The 22,660-nt window shown below is 40.0% G+C and carries 12 protein-coding genes; 1 reads left to right on the plus strand and 11 read right to left on the minus strand.

Features of this window, described 5'->3' with window-relative positions:
- Window positions 1-58: 58 nt before the first annotated feature.
- A complete protein-coding gene (locus tag ACYVHJ_RS03290; RefSeq protein WP_460512524.1) occupies window positions 59-4,912 on the plus strand; it encodes a RecQ family ATP-dependent DNA helicase in 4,854 nt (1,617 codons plus the stop codon).
- Window positions 4,913-4,974: 62 nt separating this feature from the next.
- Here the strand turns inward: ACYVHJ_RS03290 and ACYVHJ_RS03295 are convergent, their stop codons facing one another.
- From ACYVHJ_RS03295 to ACYVHJ_RS03345, 11 genes are all read right to left on the minus strand, one after another.
- Entirely contained in the window at window positions 4,975-5,568 is a 594-nt protein-coding gene (locus ACYVHJ_RS03295; RefSeq protein WP_460512526.1) for a DUF3841 domain-containing protein, read from the minus strand.
- Between the two features lie 537 nt (window positions 5,569-6,105).
- Complete coding sequence (locus tag ACYVHJ_RS03300; RefSeq protein ID WP_339903013.1) at window positions 6,106-6,558, minus strand: hypothetical protein; 453 nt, start codon at window positions 6,556-6,558, stop codon at window positions 6,106-6,108.
- 35 nt (window positions 6,559-6,593) lie between these two features.
- Window positions 6,594-7,886 carry an aminopeptidase P family protein gene (locus tag ACYVHJ_RS03305; protein WP_460512529.1) on the minus strand — a complete coding sequence of 431 codons (1,293 nt, stop codon included), beginning with the start codon at window positions 7,884-7,886 and terminating at the stop codon, window positions 6,594-6,596.
- Between the two features lie 139 nt (window positions 7,887-8,025).
- Window positions 8,026-8,289, minus strand: a complete 264-nt coding sequence (locus ACYVHJ_RS03310; RefSeq protein ID WP_460512531.1) for a DUF4235 domain-containing protein — start codon at window positions 8,287-8,289, stop codon at window positions 8,026-8,028.
- Between the two features lie 861 nt (window positions 8,290-9,150).
- On the minus strand, window positions 9,151-9,936 hold the full coding sequence (locus ACYVHJ_RS03315; RefSeq protein ID WP_460512533.1) for an amidohydrolase family protein: 786 nt from the start codon (window positions 9,934-9,936) through the stop codon (window positions 9,151-9,153).
- Window positions 9,923-10,831: an amidohydrolase family protein gene (locus ACYVHJ_RS03320; protein ID WP_460512535.1), complete on the minus strand. Its 909-nt coding sequence runs from the start codon at window positions 10,829-10,831 to the stop codon at window positions 9,923-9,925. The genes ACYVHJ_RS03315 and ACYVHJ_RS03320 overlap by 14 nt, the downstream gene beginning before the upstream one ends.
- A gap of 110 nt (window positions 10,832-10,941) precedes the next feature.
- On the minus strand, window positions 10,942-13,608 hold the full coding sequence (locus ACYVHJ_RS03325; protein ID WP_460512537.1) for a hypothetical protein: 2,667 nt from the start codon (window positions 13,606-13,608) through the stop codon (window positions 10,942-10,944).
- A gap of 38 nt (window positions 13,609-13,646) precedes the next feature.
- The gene (locus tag ACYVHJ_RS03330; protein ID WP_460512540.1) at window positions 13,647-15,026 is read right to left on the minus strand and encodes a neutral/alkaline non-lysosomal ceramidase N-terminal domain-containing protein; all 1,380 of its coding nucleotides are present in this window, start codon (window positions 15,024-15,026) and stop codon (window positions 13,647-13,649) included.
- Window positions 15,023-16,429, minus strand: a complete 1,407-nt coding sequence (locus ACYVHJ_RS03335; protein ID WP_460512542.1) for a neutral/alkaline non-lysosomal ceramidase N-terminal domain-containing protein — start codon at window positions 16,427-16,429, stop codon at window positions 15,023-15,025. The genes ACYVHJ_RS03330 and ACYVHJ_RS03335 overlap by 4 nt, the downstream gene beginning before the upstream one ends.
- A gap of 356 nt (window positions 16,430-16,785) precedes the next feature.
- Window positions 16,786-18,543: a RagB/SusD family nutrient uptake outer membrane protein gene (locus ACYVHJ_RS03340; RefSeq protein WP_339902787.1), complete on the minus strand. Its 1,758-nt coding sequence runs from the start codon at window positions 18,541-18,543 to the stop codon at window positions 16,786-16,788.
- 28 nt (window positions 18,544-18,571) lie between these two features.
- Complete coding sequence (locus tag ACYVHJ_RS03345) at window positions 18,572-21,745, minus strand: SusC/RagA family TonB-linked outer membrane protein (RefSeq protein WP_460512545.1); 3,174 nt, start codon at window positions 21,743-21,745, stop codon at window positions 18,572-18,574.
- Between the last annotated feature and the right edge of the window lie 915 nt (window positions 21,746-22,660).

Consider the following 22,660-nt stretch of genomic DNA (forward strand, 5'->3'; position numbering starts at 1 on the left):
AGCTAAAACATTAATAGACCTAAACATAGCCTAAATTTATTTCTACGATGAATCAATCATGAAATCAATAGCTTTCATAGATACTGAAATAGCTGTAAAAACCCAAAAAGTGCTTGACATAGGAAGTGTTAAAAGCAATGGCGAGGTTTTTCATTCCCCTTCCTTTAGCGATTTTATGGGATTTATTAAGGGATCTCAGTATATCTGTGGACATAATATTATCAAGCATGATTTAAAATACATTCGCCGGGTGCTCAATGACCTAAGTTTTGACCCTTCAAAAATTATTGACACCTTATACCTCTCCCCTTTACTTTTTCCCAAAAGACCCTACCACGCGCTTGTAAAAGACGATAAGCTTCAAACAGAAGATAAAAACAACCCCTTAAATGACTCCAAAAAAGCCAAGGACCTATTTTATGATGAAGTCGCTGCTTTTCAACAACTAAGCAAACCCCTACAAAAAATTTATTATAAGTTGCTTTGGAATAAACCGGAGTTTAAGGCCTTTTTTACTTTTTTGGATATCAAAGAAATAACATGGGACGTAGAAAGCTTAATCAGAGAAGAATTCCACAACGATATTTGCCGGGAGGCAAATTTGATTAAACTCATTGAAGCCTCCCCTATCGCACTCGCTTATAGCTTGGCTTTAATCAACACAAAAAGTCGCCTATCAATAACCCCTCCTTGGGTAATAAAAAATTACCCGGACATTGAAAGTATTTTGTACCTATTGAAAAACAACCCTTGTTTGAGCGGATGCCAGTATTGCGATCAGGCATTGGATATCCATAAGGGATTGAAAAAGTTTTTCGGCTTTGAGGCATATAGAACCTATGGAGAAGAGCCCTTGCAAGAGAAAGCCGTAAAAGCCGCAATAGACAATAAATCCATCCTTGCTGTTTTCCCTACCGGAGGAGGCAAGTCCATCACCTTTCAGGTTCCTGCTTTGATGGCAGGAGAAAATGCAAAAGGCTTGACAGTGGTAATTTCTCCCTTACAGTCTTTGATGAAAGATCAGGTGGACAACCTGGAGAGAAATGGCATCACAGATGCCGTTACCATCAATGGGCTTTTAGACCCTATCGAAAGGGCCAAATCATTTGAAAGGGTGGAAAATGGAGCAGCTTCAATTCTTTATATTTCTCCGGAATCCTTGCGATCTAAATCCATTGAATATCTTTTACTGGGAAGAAATATCATCCGATTTGTAATCGACGAAGCACATTGCTTTTCTTCTTGGGGACAGGACTTCAGGGTTGACTATCTATATATAGGGGATTTTATTCATGAGCTACAAAAGAAAAAAAACAGGGCCGAACCCATCCCCGTTTCTTGTTTCACTGCCACCGCCAAACAAAAAGTAATTGAGGACATCTGCTATTACTTCCAAGACAAGCTATCCTTAGAGCTGAAGGTATTCAGCTCCAAAACCTCAAGAACAAACTTACATTATAAGGTTTTCCCTAGGGAAGACGAGGAACAAAAATACAATACGGTAAGGAGTTTAATTGAAGAAAAGGATTGCCCTACGATTATTTATGTTTCCAGAACCCATAAGGCCTTTGTATTAGCAGAGCGCTTAACCAATGATGGTTTTAGTGCCAGGTCTTACCATGGAAAGATGGACAAACAGGAAAAGTCCGAAAATCAAGATGCTTTTATCGATGGAACAGTCCAGGTGATGGTTGCCACCTCTGCATTTGGCATGGGAGTCGATAAAAAAGACGTTGGGATGGTGGTCCATTATGAAATTTCAGACTCACTTGAAAATTATGTACAGGAGGCCGGCCGGGCAGGAAGGGATGAAAATATCTCAGCAGACTGCTTTGTACTATTCAATGAAGAGGATCTCAGCAAACATTTTATCTTACTCAACCAGACCAAATTAAGTATAAAAGAAATTCAACAGGTCTGGAGAGCCATTAAAAACATCACCCGTTTTAGGTCAACAGTATCCAATTCCGCCCTGGAGATTGCCAGAAAAGCGGGTTGGTATGACAATATAAAAGAAATAGAGACTCGCGTAAAAACAGCCATTACGGCATTGGAGGAGGCCGGTTATATCAAAAGGGGGCAAAATATTCCAAAAATATACGCCAACAGTATCCTCGCCAAAAACGCACAAGAGGCCATCGATAAAATCAATGCTTCTGAAAAATTTCAGGACAAACAGAAACAACACGGTATTCGGATAATAAAAAAACTTTTTTCCAGCAAAAGCAAAAACCACTCAAATGAGGAAGAAGCCGAATCACGCATAGATTATATTTCTGATCATTTGGGGATTGTTAAAGGGGAGGTCATTCAGATTATCCGCCTACTCCGGGAAGAAAACATCTTGGCAGACTCCAAAGATTTAACAGCCTTCATAAAAAATGGGGAAAACAAAAACCGCTCACTCGCAATAGTAGAAGATTTTGCCCGTATTGAAAATTTCCTTCTCTCTACCTTCCGGGAAGAAGAGAGGCCCTTTCAAATAAAAGCATTGAATGAGGCAGCTGAAGAAAATGGCTGTAAAGATGTTAGCCCTTATAAAATCAAAACGCTAATTAATTTCTGGGCAATTAAAAATTGGATCAAAAGGAAGGCCTTGAGTTTTTCCCGGTCTCACATGGCAATAATTTGCATTCAGCCAAAGAAAAAACTAGCTGAAAAACTAAAAAAACGACATGAACTGGCCGTCTTCATCATCAATTTTTTACATTCAAGAGCCCTATCAAAAGCCCCTGAAGAAGATCAAAACAAAGCTCAGATCCTGATCGAGTTTTCGGTGCAGGAACTAAAGGAGGCCTACGAAAATTCATCCCTACTTTTTAAGCTTCCTATCACAGCTGATGACATTGAGGAAACCCTTTTCTACTTATCGAGAATTGAAGCTCTAAAAATTGAAGGTGGGTTTATGGTGGTCTACAACCAATTGACCATTGAGAGAATTGAACAGGACAATAAAATACGGTACAAGGTCGATGATTACCAAAAGTTGAATCAATTTTATGAAAACAAGGTACAGCAGATTCATATTGTAGGAGAATATGCCAAAAGAATGCTGAGTGACTACCAGGAAGCCTTACAATTTGCCGAAGATTATTTCCAATTGAATTACAGCGTTTTTTTAAACAAGTATTTCAAGGGAAGCCGACAAAATGAAATCAAAAGAAACATCACCCCCGGCAAATTCCGCCAACTATTTGGCGAACTTTCTCCCCGTCAATTGAAAATAATCAAAGACAATCAGTCCAATAATATCGTGGTTGCGGCCGGCCCCGGCAGTGGGAAAACCAGGGTTTTGGTTCATAAGTTGGCTTCTTTACTGCTGATGGAGGATGTAAAACATGAACAATTGCTTATGGTTACATTTTCCAGGGCAGCGACTTCAGAATTCAAACAAAGACTACTCAAGCTAATCGGCAATGCGGCCAATTTTATCGAGATAAAAACCTTTCACTCCTATTGCTTTGACTTGCTGGGCAAAATTGGAGACCTGGACAAATCGACCGATATCATCAAAAAAACTGTAGAGAAAATTACCGGTGGAGAAGTGGAAGCCAACCGAATTACCAAGACAGTTTTGGTGATAGATGAAGCTCAGGATATGGATGCCGATGAATTTGCTTTGATCAAGGCCTTGATGGAGCAAAATGAAGAAATGAGAGTGATTGCTGTGGGAGATGATGACCAGAATATTTTCGAATTTCGAGGTGCCAATGCTAAATACCTGGAACAATTTATCCATAAAAAACAGGCCGTTAAATATGAGTTGATAGAAAACTACAGGAGCCAAGAAAACCTGGTTGACTTCACCAATCAGTTTATTGGAAGACTTCAAAACAGGTTAAAAACCAATCCAATAAAAGCCGTTTCTCAAAAAAATGGAAATATAAAACTGGTAAAGCACCGGGGACAGCACCTGATTTCTCCCTTGGTAAATGACATCATGAGTACAGAGCTCAAAGGAAGCACCTGCGTACTAACCAGATCAAATGATGAAGCATTGCAAATTACCGGTTTATTGCTCAAGCACAAGTTCCCTGCCAAGTTAATTCAGTCCAATGATGCCTTTAATTTATACAACCTTGTGGAGCTTCGTTATTTCGTCAATCACTTGGAGTTAACGGAAGAGGTATATGTGATTCATGAAGAACTATGGACCCAAGCCAAAAAGGCGTTGTGGCGGAAGTACAAAAAAAGTTCGAAAATTGAAGTATGCATTAACCTGATTAAGGAATTTGAAGCTTCCCACCCTAAAAGAAAGTACAAAACTGATTTGGAACTCTTCCTCAGGGAGTCAAAGCTAGAAGATTTCATATCCGACAATGGAGACACCATCTTGGTTTCGACCATTCACAAAGCCAAAGGTAAGGAGTTTGACAATGTCTTTTTACTCCTGCAAAACCTAAGTCGGTTGCAAAATGAGGACATCAGGCTATTGTATGTCGCCATGACAAGGGCCAAACAGCAGCTGTCCATTCATTTAAAAGGAGATTTTCTAGACAATATTATCGTTGACGATCTGATCAAAGTGACAGATTCCGCCCATTGGCCTGAACCGGACATTATGGTGATGCAACTCAGCTATAAAGATGTCTGGTTGAGTTTTTTCAAATATACTCAATACAGAACTTCCCTTTTAATCAGTGGTGATGAACTAAAGGCAAAGGAGGGGGCATGCTTCGACCAAGAAAACCAAGTCATCTTAAAGTTTTCGAAAAAATTCAAAGGGCAACTGGAGGACCTGGAAAAGCGGGGATACCAACTTGCCTCAGTACATGTAAACTTTATCGTATATTGGGAAGAAGAAGAAACTGAGGAAGAAATATTGATCGTCCTGCCCGAATTGCATTTTAAAAAAACAACCCATCCAATTGGCCGTATCAACCAGTCAGCCAATATTTCGTCTACCAACTGAGTACAACTGTTCAAGCCTTTCCACTAAATCGCATCAATGAGGCTTATTTGTTGACAATGGTGTTATTTTGCATTGAAAAAATCAATTTTGGTTATTTCACTCCTTTTTAAATTCCAAAATGTTGCTTGAATTTTTTTATCACTAAACTTTTCAGCCACGTATTCGCAATCATAGCTCATATCGAAAATTTTGTTCCAACTACATTCCAAAATCTTTTTTAATTTGGATGGATACATTTCTTTATCCCTAAATTTAACTTTTGCGTTTGTGAGAAGATGGTCAAATTCAGCGGCATGTTTTTCACTATCTGCTATATACAAATAATTCAAAGGAAAATGCCACAAGTCAAAATCAGAAAGTAAGATTTGGTTGTCAGGTTTATCAAATTCTATCCGGACACCTTTAGTTCCTTTCGGTAACAATCCCCTGGTTCTTAAATCAGGTCTTTTAGATTTTACATTTTTAAACTGATACCAAGCCCATATTGGATAAATATTTGAATTCGGTCTATTTCCGATTCTATTTTCCATTTGATTGATCATCCATTTATAAGCATTATTAAAATAGGGTTCGGCAAATTCTTCTGAGGAATATATTTCCCCCTCAGAAATCAGATTATTGTAAAATTCTAAAGATTGAATCGTCCAAATTTTCATTCAATTAATTGCCAAGGATAAGGCATCTAATGTTTTAAACGGACAATATAGACACTAGTATGGTTTATTCAAATAGATAAGCACCTATTGTAATTTTCAGTTTTTCTTAGCCTTGTTCTACCTTAGGTCAAGGGTTATAATACCGGTAAAAATTTCCTCGCAGGGACGCAGAGTCGCTAAGAGGGGTTTTTAAAACCTTTGCGCCTTTGCGAGATTCCAACAGTTGGAGATGGGTAATGAAGAGTTCCATCAATTTAAAGGGTTAGTTATATTTTCCGCTCTGGATAAATTGAAAACATTTCGCTCCTGAAATTTTCTTGCCAAATATCAATATTGAAATGATGGCATTGAACAGTTTCCTTAGGTTCAAAAGACATCAAGAGTCCGTAGTTTTGTTTCATTAACATTGCAGTCTTATAGTCGTTCTTCTCTAACAGTTCTTCAATTAGTTCCTGAAAAGAATTGTAATCAATTGAAAGTGGAGTTGAAAATGAAGGCTTCAAAGCCTTCAAGGGTTTATTTAAACGATACAATACGTTAAACCACTTCCAGAATCTCCGTGGACCTACCTCTAAAGGCTACTTTATCTCCTACCCTTTTTCCTTTCAGTGCGGCTACCAAGGGAGAATCAGCCGAAACCACCTGAACTTCCTGCCCCTCATGCATTACCTTACCAACGGAAACCGCCACCCATAGCCAGCCAAGTTGAACCTTAACCAAGGCCCCGGTGCTGACGGTAGCCGTAGGATCCACAGAAGTCTGAGCTATTATTTTCTCATCCCGATCCAAGAGAACCTTTTGCTTTTCTAATAAATCCCTGCTTTGGTTGATGCTCTCCCTTCCCGTCTCGTATTTGTCTCCCATACTGCTTTTGGTGTCGGCATTGGAGGCTTCCTGCAGGGCAAGTAACTGGGCATTGAGGTCTTCTTTTTTCTCAGCCATCAGGGCCAGAACGGTCTCTTTCAGGCCGGCTTTAAATGAATTGTCCATCTATGAAAAATGTAGCGGTAAGGTTGAATTAAAAATTATTTTTCATTCATTAGGCTTTCTATTTCATCAGGCTCAATTGGAATATTACCCATCAGGTCGGTAAAGCCCTTCTCATTGATCACAATATTGTTTTCCAGCCTAATGCCTATTTCTTCTTCCAACACATAGATGCCCGGCTCCACGGTAAAGACCATGCCCGCTTGAATCGGTTCATACATTGTCCCTACATCATGCACGTCGAGTCCCAAATGATGAGAAGTACCATGCATAAAGTATTTTTTATAGGCCGGGTTTTTGGGATCCTGGTTTTTTATATCTGTTTGGTCAATCAAACCCAGACTCAAGAGTTCCCCTCCCATTATCAGGCCTATCTCTTTGTGATAGGATTGTATATCAATTCCCGGCCTTAGCATGGTCATGGCTTGTCGCTGCACCCTCAATACGGCTTCATATATCTGCCTTTGTCGTTTGGTAAAGCGGCCATTGACCGGAATAGTTCTGGTCATGTCAGCATTGTAATTGCCATATTCAGCCCCTACATCCATAAGAATCAAATCTCCATCCTTGCAGGTTACACTGTTGTCCAGGTAATGCAGCACACAGGCGTTCCTACCTGAGCCGATGATAGGCTCATAAGCAAAACCCCTGCTACCACTTTTGATAAACTGATGCAGGTATTCTGCCTCAATCTCGTATTCAAGCACTCCCGGTTTAACAAATTCCAGTACCCTACGAAATCCTGCCTCTGTGATGTCACAGGCCTTTTGAATCTGATCGATTTCTTCCGTTTCTTTTACCGCCCTGAACTTGTGCATCATGGGCGCCAAACGATGGTATTGGTGCAGGGGATACCTTGCCTTACATTCTTTTATAAATCGCGCAGTCCTGGTTTCCACCTCCACTACAGCCCTTAGGTGTTCATTGGTATTTAGAAATACATGCTTACTAAGGTTCATTAAAATATTGAAGATACTGTCAAAGTCGGTGGTCCATTTAATGGTGCTTACACCGGAAAGGGCAGCAGCTTCTTCCATGGTGAATTTATGTCCCTCCCAGATGGCAATATGCTCGCTGGTAGGTTTGATAAAAAGTACCTCCCTCAATGCCGGATCAGGAAAGTCAGGACAAATCACCAAGATAGTCTCTTCCTGATCGATTCCGCAAAGGTATAAGAGGTCATTGTTTTGCCTAAATTTCATGGTCCCATCTGCATTGGTGGGCATGATATCGTTGGAATTTAAAACCGCTAAAGAATTGGACGGCAATTTATTGGCAACTTTTGCCCTATTTTTGATATAGAGGGATGCTTTGGCAGGTTCGTATCTCATAAAATAATGGGTTTCAACAAAGGTAAAAAATATACTTTGATCACAAATTTAACTAGCCAAGGGAATTGGAATTATTTGCCCGGCCTGCTAAAACAAGAAAGTTTTAACCGATTCCCGGCAGAAGGTTATATCCTCAAATCTAATTTTCTATCGCTTTTTCGGAACCGGCTGTAAAAGTATAGCGAAGCAGAACTTTTGTTACACTTGCTACAACACCTGTGGCTACGGTCCATAGTAAAGCTTCTTTTAGGGAATTGTTTTCCGGATAAGGATTTTTTGGAGCTTCTTCACCTGTCTTTTTTTCATACAGTTCTTCTAGCCCTTTCCGCACTAAAAAAGCGCCAAGGATGGTTCCTCCGGTAATTACCAATGATTTCAAATATTCTTTGTTTTGTTTTTTCATGATATAAGAAGTTTTTTTACTCTTACTATCATTTAATAATCATGCCAAAACCTTAAGATTTCATGCAATAGTTTGGAATTTTTTGGCCCTAGTATACTTTGAAAGGTAATTGGTTGATGTTATTTTTTAAAAGGATTTCAGTTCCTGAATTTTGAATGCCTTCCAATCTACCGGTGGCTGAGCGGAGTCGAAGCCTTAGGGTAGCGTATTCGTTAAACCTACTCCTTCGCTCCGCTCAGGGTCCGGTTACTCAATTGACATTACGGGAATCAGCAGTACCTACATTAATCCTGGAAAAAAATCTTGAATATTAAAGTGACTCAAAGAAGCCTGAAGGGCTGATAAGATTATAGCCACGGGTAAAGCCCGTGGTCAAGAAAATCTAAATGATCTTGATTTTGGCGGTATTGTTGCTTTTTTTCTGCAACAATGCTGACAAAATCACACTTACGAATCCTATTCCTCAAAGGATTCCGTGTCTTTAGTAAATCCCCTCCCGAATAAGGTCGTGACAGGCTTATCCTTCTTTGATTAAGGGGGCGTTGCGAAATGAGGTTTTAAAACGAATTTTCTTTACCGGTGGCTGAGCGGAGTCGAAGCCTTAGGATAGCGTATTCGTTAGAACTACTCCTTCGCTCCGCTCAGGGTCCGGTTACTCAATTGACATTACGGGAATCAGCAGTACCTACATTAATCCTGGAAAAAAATCTTGAATATTAAAGTGACTCAAAGAAGCCTGAAGGGCTGAAAGGATTATAGCCACGGGTAAAGCCCGTGGTCAAGAAAATCTAAATGATCTTGATTTTGGCGGCATTGTTGCCTTTTTTTTTCTGCAACAATGCTGACAAAATCACCCCTACCTTATATCCTTAAAAATCTTTTAATATTTCCTGACTGCAAGTCCTCTCTGGTCTTTGCATCTACTTCATCCTCGCGCAAAGAGGCAATCCTCAATGCTCCGGTTTTGTAGTCCAGAACAGGAGAATGCGTACCAAAACCGAACTTTTCCTTACCAAAAGTCTCCATCAATCCTGCCAAGTCAAGGACATTTCTTCCGGAAGTATCCATAAACACATCCGCTTTCTTAAACAAATCCAAATCCTCTTTTTCCAAATGTGTACTACCGGACAAATTCAGCACCATAAACTTGGCATCAGGTACGGCCTTTACAATGGGCATCACATCACTTAGCCTCCACTCATTGCTAATGTCCAACCAGGAGCTTGGACGACTATCCACCATTCTCAATGTTAGGCCAACTGGTAACCCCATGTCCCTGCACCTTTTCACCATTGCTATACAAGAGGGATGATCCGGGCTATAGCGGTGGTATTTTGGAAAAATTCTTACCCCTTTCATGCCTAACTTTCCACTGCTTTCCTCCAAATCTCTTTCCCAGCCCGAATAAATTGGGTTGATCACTGCAAAAGGTATCAATCGCTTGGCCCATTTCCTATTGGAACTGATTTCCTCATAAGTCTCCCTGTTCGCAGCCTGGGTGTCCTTATAAAATATTCCATTGATATTGGTTAAAACAGAAGCAACAATACCATTGGCATCCATCCTCTCTATAAGGGCCTTACAACTGCTGTTTCTTACCTGACGAAAGGGCCAGTGGCCTATATATGCATTACTATCTATCCACATGGTTTCCTGACTTTTTAAGTACATTGTTATAATTATCAAAAAAGAGCTTTTTCCGTTGGCTCTCTGTAAGCTCAGCAGCCATCATATGCCCCACACCTTGAAAAAAGCTATTGTCACAGCCAAAGAAAATCCGATCCTCTCCTACATATTCCATGGCATAAGGAATAATGTCTCCCTCATTGTTACTTCCTGATACATCCACAAACACATTGGGATAAGGCGCCACAGCCTTACAGGCATCCAACCAATCTCCACCACCTGCAAGGTGTGCCAATTGGAACATTGCTTCCGGATACCTTTTGGCCGCAATTACAAAATCATCAGGAGTAGATACATTTTCCGGCTCCCTGGCATCAAAAATAACCCGTGATTTCCCAATGCCCATATGCATCAAGATGATCATCTTCATGTCTATGTATTTCTCAATCACAGGATAGAACAATGGATCACTTATTTTCACATGATTGTACAATTTTAATCCCGTCATCCCATGATCCATACACCTGTCGATTTCTTCCATTGCCTGCTTTGGAAATGCAGGGTTGATCGTTGGCTGACCAATAAACCTGTCAGGGTACTTCTTCATGGATTTAAGGATCAAATCATTGCAAGCAATAAATTCTTCAGGCAGCCCTTTACTCCCCGGTCTCATCGGTCTTGAAATCACCATTTTATCGATCCCTAGCCTATCTGCATACCCAATCTGTGTCTCGGGGCTGTCTTCGGTAAAGTATACATGGGCATGGGAATCAATCTTCCTGTACTTCATAACCTCTTTCATCAGGTCATTCTCTTCGACAGGTTTTTCTTTACCGGCAAATCCTGTCAAATGTGCACTTAGCGCAATCCCTGAAACAGAAACTGCACTGGTGGAAAAGAATTTTCTTCTATTCATATTTTCAAACTGTTTTTTTAAAAGCCATACTTTCAATATTGAATCGGCAACTGAATCATGCCGCAAGTGTTATCACTAAGTCTTAATTTTTTAGCAAATCCAAAGCCTTATCAGGACAGCACTTCCTTCCAGATCATTTGACCATTACGGACGGACGCAGCAGCAAAATGACCACTAATTTTCTCCTTGCCCTCCATATGCTTTATGCTCATTTCTCCTTTATTATGCATGGACATGATATAATCTCTTCCAAAAGGGGTCTCTACCATCACAACTCCTGTTTTGTCCAAAAGGGACACACTTTTCACTGTCGACTTACCCTCTTCAAAACCCTCAAATACCGAAACAAAAGTCTGGAGCCTGTCTCCTCTTTTCCGCCTTACAAAATAGGGTAAAGTAGCACCAATGTCAGCATTTTTCCAATCCTTTTGTCCCCAGCCATCGCCCACAAACATCTCTTCCCCCTCCTGCCCAAGCGACCAGGCACGGGTCGTAAGTCCATTTTCATTTTTCCATTCGCTGTTCCAGGTTCCATTGCCATCACTTGTTTTGATGTTCTCAAAATCATAGAGTGCCAATCCGGCATTGGCCACCGGAGAGAGACCGTTTATTGTGAGCTCATTACTGGATGCATGAAAAACATAATCCTGAATTTCACCCCCTTGTACCCTAAAGAAATCGACCACATAGCTATTCCCATTCCCATGATCTACCAATACAGAAGTTCGCTTGTAAACCAAAGCCTGGGAATAAGCCGTAGATGCCATTTCCATTACCTTGACATTAGGAAATGTTTTGAATACAAGAACCTCACCGCCCCTGCCTTTTTTTATTTGATTTTGCTCATCCAAGAGCACCGTATTGTGCGCCAGGGCCCTGATATTATTGGGCTTCTGGGGGTGATCCCATAGGTATCCCAAATCTGAAAGTAAAGCAGTGTCTTTTTTCCAATAGTACAGGTTAAGACTATCATTTTCATGATGGGTTCCCCAAGGGCTGGCACTCAAAAGCAATAAACTTTCTCTTCCATCTTCCCCTGTTCTTAGGTGACCTATTTGTAAATTTGGAGGACACCAGTCCGGGAATGTTAAAACCCCCTCTTTTTTATTCTTAAGCCCCGGATTCCTGTAATACATAGAGAATGACAAAGCGCCATTGGGTTTGGTAAGGTCATAAGGAAGTCGCAATACCGGTTCTACCTCACTGTCTGTAAATTCGCTGTTAAATACAGGTGATCCACTATGCAAAATAAGTTCATTCCCACAAAGTTCTTTTAACAAGGCGAGGTATTCCTTTTTCTCCGGATAATTGGCGACCATTAACTCTACGTAAGCCACATCCAGTGTGGTATTTTCAAAAGAGTCAGCATAGGGTGGATATTTTAGGTCTCCTTGCAAGCCTTTGAAAAAGGCCTCCCAAACCAGCTTGTAATTGGTTTCATGATAAAGGTCTAAATCGTCTATCCGTTGACCCGACTTATCCTTATATCCCTCGGGGTCTGAATAGCCTTGTCCTGCTTGGGCCATGTCCCAAATCCCTCCCAAGGTCATCAAGCCATAAAAAGGGGATTCACTGGTGGTACCATCAGCCAAGTACCAACCATCAACGGTCATGTTAAAGCCTTCTAAACCGAACCTTACCAAACCCGGATGCCCTACACACATCCCAACCAGAGCTACGGCCGTTCGGTTACTAACAGATTTATTGTTTAACTTCTTGTCACAAACCAGCAAAATTGTACTTTCAAGAAGCAGGTCTTTTTCTATCGTATGTTTGTCTTGTGCATTATAAAGTGGTGTACCATCAGACTTTCTTGCTTCACAGGTGAGGTCATATGCTGTCACAATTTTTTTCACAAAATCAGATTCCAATCCAACGCCACTGGCCCTGCCTGCACTCCAAAAACCGGTCCATAGGGCATTGTCAGGCACATTTGGAGGTGGGCACAATTCCGGTTCAGGCAAGTTCATCATATTGAGCGCTGCTTTTTTGGGATCCATGTCTGCATATTCACCATAGCCTACATGTATTAGCCACTCCGGATAGCATTGGGCCAACCTAAGGAGGATTTGTCTACATTTGGCAGCATAGGATACATTTCCTGTAAGTAAATAACCCTCTGCCAAAGTCTTACAAAATCCGGCTATCCACTGTACTTTTCTGGATCTGATATTGGCTGTAAAACTAGGCCTGCCCTCTTTATACCTAAAGATCACAAAAGGATCTCCACCACAGTAGGAAATCTTTTGGGATTTCCCCCATTTGGTCGTTAAAACAATTTCTTCCGGATAGTCACTGTTCGGGAACACTGCATGACATTCAGTACATTGGATTTCTTCCGGTTTTTCTACCTCCCAACTCCACAGTCCATGCGGGTGTACAGGCAAGCCTTTGTCCCTACATGATGGGCAAGGTGTCCAAAGCGGATCCCCCGGGGTCGTTTCCTCCACCATGCTATTAAGAAATTCAGGGGTAATCTTATCAATATGACTCTTTATAATACCGTGAATCCTGCCGAAATGAACCTTGGCCCATTCTTGGTCTTTTATATTTTCTTTAGCAGCCGCTAGGTTGTTTTCTTTAATTGTAAGGCAAGGGTGACTGACTGAATGTCTGTACTTCTCCCAATCTGACCAATCCAATAACTGCTCAGTATCCGGGTAATCAAACGATTTATGCGGCGTTGAAGAGAGGGTAAATGGGCTTAAATACATACCTAAGCCCAAAAGCGTACTCTGCTTTATAAAATCCCTTCTATTCGCTGTTTTATTGACCATGTTTAGGCTTTGAAATTGCTTTGAATTGAATTCAGTGTTTAAAACCCGGCCATCATCCGGTTGATTCGTTTGAATATTTTTGTTTCAAGCGTAGGTTTCCAAGTACCCGGATGACCAAAAGCTATTTGAGATGTTGCTCCTTCATAGCCTCCTTCTTCAAGTACCGTTCTTGAGGGAATATAAGCCATCACATCATTTGAATAACCGAGCACAAATAAATCATTCCCATATTGGGTTTTCAGCTTGACAGCATAGTCAACAACCGGTTCACCTCCCAGTGCCACCATCAATTGGTCTCCCAATTTCCAAATTTGAATGGGGTAAGGATAGGAAAGCTCAACGGTATTGTTTTTAACTTTTTCATGCATCATCACAGCCCAGCGCTGGTAATGCCCACTGCTTTCCTTTATCATTTTCTCCAAGACTTCATTAGAGGGTGGCTCATTTAAATCCAGGGCTATTTCCGAATAAGCCGTTTTTAACTGTGCAGCTAAGGGTTTCATGTCCTCATTTAAAACGCTTTCTACTGCCGCTGCCAATTCCTTACCGTACTTTTGTGCCAATGGAATCGTCCGTCTGGGCAATGGGTTTTGGTTGGCTCCGGCTCCTTGGAAAAACATGGCCGTAGCACCGGGATACATTTTTTCCAATGCTATTTGTGCAAATCCCGGATAGTCTCCGGACCATTGCGTGACGGATAATACGGTAGCATGACAGGCATAGCCAAAAACAATGGCCATGATATTGTCCTCCAAATCGGTCACTTTCATTACCGGTACAGCATAATCATTGGGGCCATTGACGGCGGTAGTGGTCTCCAATTCCGCTTCTTTATTGTTCCTTCGATTTACCTGAAACCTGGTAACTCCATTTTCCGAGGAGATCTTTGCAGGGACTAATCCTTCCAAGGCTTTACCCACTAAATCGACAATTTGCTCCTCTAGCCAATCCGAGTAGGTATTTACCTTTTCAATTTCACCTTCACTCAAAGGATATACATGGTACAAGTAATCTTTGAGCACAGGGCCGGAATGAGAATGGGAAAAATTCATCAGGACAGCATTCTCAGGTAGAGCATACCGAGCTTTAATTTTCTCTTTGATTCGCCCGCTCATGTCTCCGGGCATCCCGGATAGATCATTGGTAATCAAGACCGCAGTATTCTTGTCTTTATCCTGAATAACAAGGGCTTTAGACCATATCGGGTGAATAGTACCATCAGAAGGCCCAGTTCTGGAAGCAAAGCCGGCCATCCACATAGGGACTTTTGGGGTAATGTCTACTTTTACCACATTGGCTTTCCAATGCGCCGAAGCATTCTGGGCCGACAAATGAGAAGCGTAAAAAATGAGGCCAACTAACAGTACCAAAATAGAAAGGTACTTAAGGCCATTTATATTTTCTGTATTATTTCTCATGGTGCTATTAGGGGATATTCAACAGTTTTAATGCCTATACTTTCAGCAAGTCTGGTGGCTTCTGAAAGGATATTGTCTTCAATTGAAGCTGCCCATTGGGTGGTGAAAAGTGGAGACCTGTTTGCTTCGTATCCACCTTCTGAGAGCACTATTTTTGTGGGAATATACCCCATCACATCATTCGAATAGCCCATCACAATTATATCCGGGCCAAAAATCTTTTTAAGTTCCAGGGAATACCCAACAAGAAGCTCCCCTCCTAAAGCAAAAATTGCTTGATTGCCTATTTTCCATGCTTGAACCGGGTAAGGATAGGAGTCTTTGATTTTTTCACCTTTGTCCAGTCTAGATATCCAGATTTTCGCATATTCTTTTAAGTAATCCGGATAACCTGGAATTACCCCACTGATGATATCCTCCAGTTCCGATTTGGTGGGAACAGCCTTAGCAAAGGTCAGGTCAATTTCTGAATAGGCCGTTGATAGTGTTCCTTCCAAAACATTCATGTCTTCATTTAAAACGCGTTCTACAGCTGCTGCCAGCTCTTTACCATACTGCTGAGCCAATGGAACTGATCTTCTCGGCAAAGGATTTTGATCGGCTCCTGCTCCCTGGAAGAACAAGGCTGTAGTCCCGGGATAAAGCTTCTCAAGTTCAATCTGGGCAAAACCTGCATAATCTCCGGAAATCTGATAATCCGACAAAACCGTTGGATGGCAGGCATAGCCAAAAAGAATTGCCTTTAGATTCCCCTTAGGGTCTTCTACTTTAATCACCGGCACCGCATAATCGTTGGGGCCTTTTAATTCAGTTTGGGCATTTATTTGGGCTTCTTTGTTATTTCTTCTGTTGACCTGAAATCGGGTCAATCCATTTTCAGAAGACAAGGTAACCGGTTCAAGCGAAGTTAAAGCCTGTCCTACCAGTTCCACAATTTCTCTCTCTACTCGATCAGCAAAATTTTGAATTTTATTGTGTTCTTTTTTACTCAGTTGGAATTGAAACCTTGGATGATCCGTCTCCGGTCCGGTATGTGTATGCGAACTGTTGAGAATTATTTGTTCTCTTGTGAGACCATATTTAGCTTTCAGTTGATCTCTAATTTTATCAGATAAAAATTTCCTAAAAGCCAACAAATCAGCGGTCACCACAACAGCAAGATTACCATTAGGATCTTCGATGGCAAGGGCTTTGGCATATACCGAATGTCTGACACCCTCTGAAGGTTTCTTTCTAGCAGCATAGCCACCCATCCAGATGGAACCTTCAGGAGTGATTTCAACTTTCTTTACGCCTGCTTTCCAGGTTCCGGAATATTTTTGTGAGTAAGAAGGGTAATTAAATAGCAATATTGCTATTCCAAAAAAAATGAAGCAAGAGGACTTTGGGGATAGATGTTTCATGACTTATTGATTACTAGTAACAATCGTATTTGATGGTCAATGAATATAAATTAAAAAAACAGCTATTTCAGTATTATTAAGCAGTTATAATTTTATTATTTAAGCAAAAAAAGTAGGAAAATGTCGTTCAGTTTAACTACTGCAATATAAATTGGCATTTATAGTAAATATAAGATTTACCCTTAAACTTAGATTTGCACAGACTGAGTCCTGAGTTCACTTGGCTAATCCTATCCTGTTAAAATTCTAGAAATTAATTGATTTTCAAGTAATTTCATCATGAACCAAAAGGGCAATTACTTATCAAAATTTAAGAAAAAAATCCCTCTGTTTGGGTAAACAGAGGGATTAATTAATTATTCAACAACCTGCAAAGGAGCAACGTTGTTTTCAGCACCCACATAACCTTCATTTTGGTTAATGGTCCCTAAGGTATTTGCTGTGATTACATTATTATCAATAGGCCAAAGCACATGGAAAGGTGCAATAGCAGGAGTGTTTCCAATCACAATTGGCTTAATGGAATACATGATGTTTTTCTCCATAATTCTATCATACCACCAGTTGTTGTCTGCAAAAGACTCAAGGCTATAGCCTCCAATGTTCTGAGAAGCCATGATATAAGAAACCCGAACCAATTCTGAATGACGTGGAGTTTCCAAGAAAAGCTCACGAGCTCTTTCATCAAAAATGTATTCAATGGTCACATCAGAAGCATCAATTGGCAATGCATTGGCTCTTGTTCTCACTTCATTGATATCAGCAGCAGCAGCATCCAATTGGTTTTTCCAATAGTAAGCTTCTGCACGTAGCAAGTAAGTTTCAGCAAGTCTATAAATATACCAGTCACCGTTTCCTCCCATAGGCACAGCTGTAGGAGATTGTTGTGGCGCATAGGTTTTATAAAATATAAGTGGGAAATGCTTATAAACAGAATCCTGTGGAGCAGTCATGTACATGGGATTAATCGGCTTCCCAAAATCTACAGATTCAGGATTGGTATATACCAATTCATGCTTATCGACCCAGTTGACATCACTTCTTCTGAGGTCGGGAGTATTGGTATAATCAAAACCATTTTCTTCCCAAATTTCATAAAATCCGTAAGGAGTAGAGATCATATCGGGGTTGCCTCTTCCTAGTGAATCATATCTTGGACCACTATCAAAAGTACCTCTTAAACCTTGACTATCACGAATGGAAGAATGCCACCAAGAGGCATGGAAATGTCTCATGGTATACAAACCGGCGGTTTGTGCACCAGCAGGAGCTTCAAATCTATCCACCATTGCTAAAATGGTTTCTGTATTTGCGCCAATATTTTTGTTTTCAGGACGGTGAAGATCCCAGATCACATTTTTCTCAGCAATATCGGCTTCAGAACCAAATCTATCTTCAACCAAAGCATAATTACCATTGATTACAGCTGAAGAAGATGCTATGGCTTTATCAAATTCCAAATTGGCAAGATACACCTTGGTCAACAAATGGTTGCCGGCACCTTTTGTAATCGCGCCTGGGACCGCTGTCTCAGGTAGCCATTGCACAGCATATTCCAAATCCGCCTGAATTTTATCAAGTATGGCCCAACGGCTATGTGTCTGGTAATCTAACCTTACACCCCTTACTTCTTCTCCTACAAATGGAACATCACCGTATGAGTTGATCAACCAATAATACCAGAAGGCCCTGTGCCATAAACCTTCAGCCAAGATGGCATTTCTTGTGGATTCATCTTCCCATTCGATATCATCAATTCTACCAATCACAACATTGGCGTTCTTGATAAATTCAAAAGACTCAGAAAAAAGTGGAACGAAGGTATAATACCTGTCAAAGAAAGGTGTAGTTTGAAACCAATCCATTTGAAAGGTTGGCGTTCCGGCTTCAGAAGAAGACCACTCACCTACCATATAATGTCTACGACTACCAGTAACACCCTCTGTAAGGGCTTTTCTCATGGTCACCAACCCAGCTTCATACCCTGATGGATCAATAAAAACATTTTCGGGTGCAAAAAAGGATTTTGGTTTTTGTTCTAATAAGTCTTCTGAGCAGGAAAATGCTAGTAAACCTACCAGAAAAAGGAACAAATATTGTTTTATATATTTCATAATATTTAAATCTTTTTGGTACTAAACATTAAAGCGAAAGGTTGATACCTGCAGAAAACGATTTTGGCATCGGGGTATTTCCTGATTCAGGATCATATCCAGGCCAATTCGTAAACGTCGCTAAGTTTCTTGCAGATACAAACACTCTTATACCTTTTGTTTGCAACTTTTCTGCGATATAAGAAGGGAGGTTATAGGACAAAGAAACATCCTGAACCCTTAAAAAACCTGTAGGCTTAAACACTCTTAGTCCTCCTCCATAAGCTCCATGAACCTCAGAGGTACGCGCGTATTCAGTCTCTCCGTTTGTTGGAGTCCAGTAAGGAATGTTCATGATATTGATTCGATCATAGGTAGAAGACTCATGCGTTGCATAAGTAAATTCCCTTTGATGACCTAAATCAGCTCTTAAGAAAATGGTGGCTGTAAAATCCTTTAGGAAAGTAAAATCATTTCTTAAACCCAATCGATACCGAGGTCTGGTGTACCCAATAAATTGCTTGTCTACCAAAGCATCATAAACGCCATCTTCATTTACATCTTCTGATTTATAATCACCCGGTTGCATATTGTAAACGGCTGCTTCATCGGCCTCATCCAATTGCCAAACTCCTTGTACATTATAATCCCATACCACATCGATGGCCTGGCCAGGAAACCATTGATTGGTGTAATCAGGAACCTCTCTAGTGACAGTTTCACCACCGATAATTACCTCTTCAGTATCACCAAACAGTCTAACAATTTTGTTTCTGTTCAATGAGAAAACAAAGTTGGATTTCCATAATATATTAGGCCGGTTTACATTAACTGTATTGATGGTAATATCCAAACCTTTATTTCTCAATTCACCCAAGTTGGCAGTGATACTAGAGAAACCGGTGATTTCAGGCAATTGCCTGTTCATCAACAAGTCAGTTGTTGTCATGTCATAGAATTCTGCAGAAATATCAATTCTATTTTCTAACAAGCCTAGATCCAAACCGATGTTATAAGACTCCGTTTTTTCCCATCGTAAGCCTTGGTTGGCCAAGGTATTGTTGTACAATCCAAGTTGAACGCTGGTACCATCATAGTACAAGTTGGTTCCAATTTGAGCCAAAGAAGAGTAGATTCCTATGTCTCTGTTACCGTTAACTCCCCAAGAACCTCTAAGCTTCAATAGGCTGATGGCGGTATTTTGAGGAAAGAATGGCTCTTCAGAAACTATCCATCCTAATGCAAGGGCTGGGAAAGTTGCCACATTGTTGTCTGCTCCAAAGGCAGAGTAACCGTCTCTTCTTACGGAGGTCGTTAACAAATACCGGTCTTTATAGGTGTAATTTAATCTTGCCATATAGGCATTTCCTCCGGCTTCAGTATCATTGTTATTTACCAAAGGTCTTGAGCCAAACTGAAGACCATTATAGCCTAAAGCCTGATTTGGTTGAAAGGTTTGGTTTTCACCATAAGAATTGAAAGTTTTGGTTTGCTCTGCATTATAAAGCAAGGTCACATTGAAATTATGTTCTCCAAATTCTTTGTTCCAAGTTAAGATATTATCTATCATCCAGGCATTCAAGGAATAATCTGTTCTGGTACCATAACCATCTAACCTGTCTCTTCCACCCTCAAGTGTTTCCGGTCCCCAGAAGTTATAGTTTTTCTGGAAATTAAATCTTGGCTGGTAAGACAATTTATATTGAATACCAAATGGCAATTTGACATTGGCATACAAGGATGCAAAAATCCCAGTCGTCTTATTTAATCTTTCTTGATAAGTAGAATTGATCAAAGGGTTTGGAATTATTGGATAGCCATGAGGATACCAACTTAGGCTACCATCCTCATCATATACCGTACTATAAGGACTGATTCGACTAAAGTTCATACTTGCTGGGACTGAACTATTGTCTGTATTGGAAAATTGCGTGTTCGTACCCACATTTAACCAATCGGTTACCTTAAAGTCCAAGTTTAGCCTGGATCTGATGGAGCTAAAGTCATCCCCTACCCGATAGTTTTGATTGTCTACATACCCTAAAGACCAGTAATATTGAAAATTTTCATTTCCTCCACTGATACTCAAGTCATAATCTTGGCGGATGCCATTGCGGGTGGCTTCATTCAACCAATCGGTGGTGTTTCCTGCTAAATATTGTTCAATTTCAGTATCGAAGAAATTAAGCCTGTTCAAGTATTCCAACGTGTTGTCAGAGTTCGAATTTGCATTGGCACTTCTCCATTGATCAAGTGAAACCCCATCTGAAAGACTAGCAGGATCATCCCAGTAATAATCAGGGCGATCAGCAACACCCAAAGTTCTAAAGAAGTCTCTTCTGAATTCCTCATATTGTGCAGCATTTCTAGGTCCGAAATCTTTGTTTGTAAAGGTATTGACTCCTGTTTTGGCTGAGAAATTAATGGATGGAGCACCGGATTTACCTTTAATGGTCGTGATCATAACTACACCTGAAGCTGCCTTAGATCCAAAAACTGCAGCAGAACTCGCATCTTTTAAGATATCAATTGACTCGATATCATTTGGGTTGATATCTGAAAGGCTACCGTAGAAGATCACCCCATCAACAACGATCAATGGAGATGTTCCCCCTGTTAGAGAGGTAGGCCCCCTAACCTCTAAAGAAGTACCTCCGGAAGCGGAGGTTCCTTGGTTACCATAAAAACCGGCAACTGTTCCTGCCAACATATCAGAAACCTGAGTCAATGGTTGGTTCTTAAAAGTGGCTGCATCCACGCGGGTTACGGCACCTGTAAGGTCACTTTTCTTCTGCGTACCATAACCTACTACTACAACCTCGTTTAAGTCTGTTGCACTAGAGGCCAATCGAACATCAATCGTGGTTTGGTTTCCCACGGTAATTTCTTGGTTCAAGAAACCAATAAATGAATACACCAAAACGGCTTCACTATTGGGTACATTTATGGTATAACTACCATCAATATCCGTTATGGTACCGATACCGCTACCTTTCAAAAGAATATTTACACCAGGTAATGTTTCATTTGAAGCGGCGTCCATTACAACACCGGTAACGGTGATCTCATTCTGTGCCTGAGCGTTTGAAACACCTATAAAAGTGAGTCCAAACATCGCAATCAGACTAAAAGCCAACCCATGCAATTTAACCTTGCCCGGCTGGAAATTAGTTTTTGAAAAAGCATCAATTTGCTTTTTAAATTTGGTAAGAATTTTTATCATAACATTAAATTTTGGTTTGTGAATTCCATTAAATCTTTCCGAGTCAAACATCACGGAGAAGGCCTAAGGAAAAAGGAAGAGTAAGCAGGTTATTTTTCCGTTAATTTTTATACCATATTTCAAAAATTAACTGGTATTTCTTTCAAAACACGATTAAAAGTTATCATAAAAATTTATAATACTGACAAAACTAAAAAAATAAGTTTTTATAATTTTTATGAATGGCAAAGAAGTCAAATATTTTATACATAAATAAAACCCTCTTTTTTTTATTAATTTCATTAAAAAATAATTCTTCATTAATCTAAACAAGATAAAATTAAATTATTCTTAGTAAAAAATTAATCGTACCAGTAAAAACAAGAAAAATCCAAAATTACCATAAGCTCTCCTCACTTTTTGTTAAAAATGAATTCTGAAACGACTACTAAAACCCTAATAAGGGTAAAATCCCTCTTCTTGAAAACCTTAACTTTAATTGCCTAATTTCTTAAATAAGTCAAACATATAATTAGCATTTTACAAATCCTATATGAATTAAAATTTACACCATAATTTTACCTATTTTCAAATTAAGTATTATTTAGGTTTAATAAATTTTTCAACATTTTACTTGATCCAATTTTCAATGAATACCTTATAAAAATAAACCCTAACATCACATTTGATGAAAAAAGAACAACACCAATAATAGCGCTTTATTGAAAATCAAAGCAGCCCCTATTTTACTTACCCAAACCACCAAGTAAACGGTGAATAAATGGGTGAATAACCTGCCAATATCAATTAGGGTTACCAATAAAAATTATTCCTTCCAACTTTCGATTATCACATTCGAAAAAAATCGAACAGGCTACTCATCTTAATCCTATTTCTGCAAGATGATGGAAAATGGTTTATTCCATTAGAGAGCTA

The organism is Cyclobacterium sediminis (assembly GCF_054781075.1).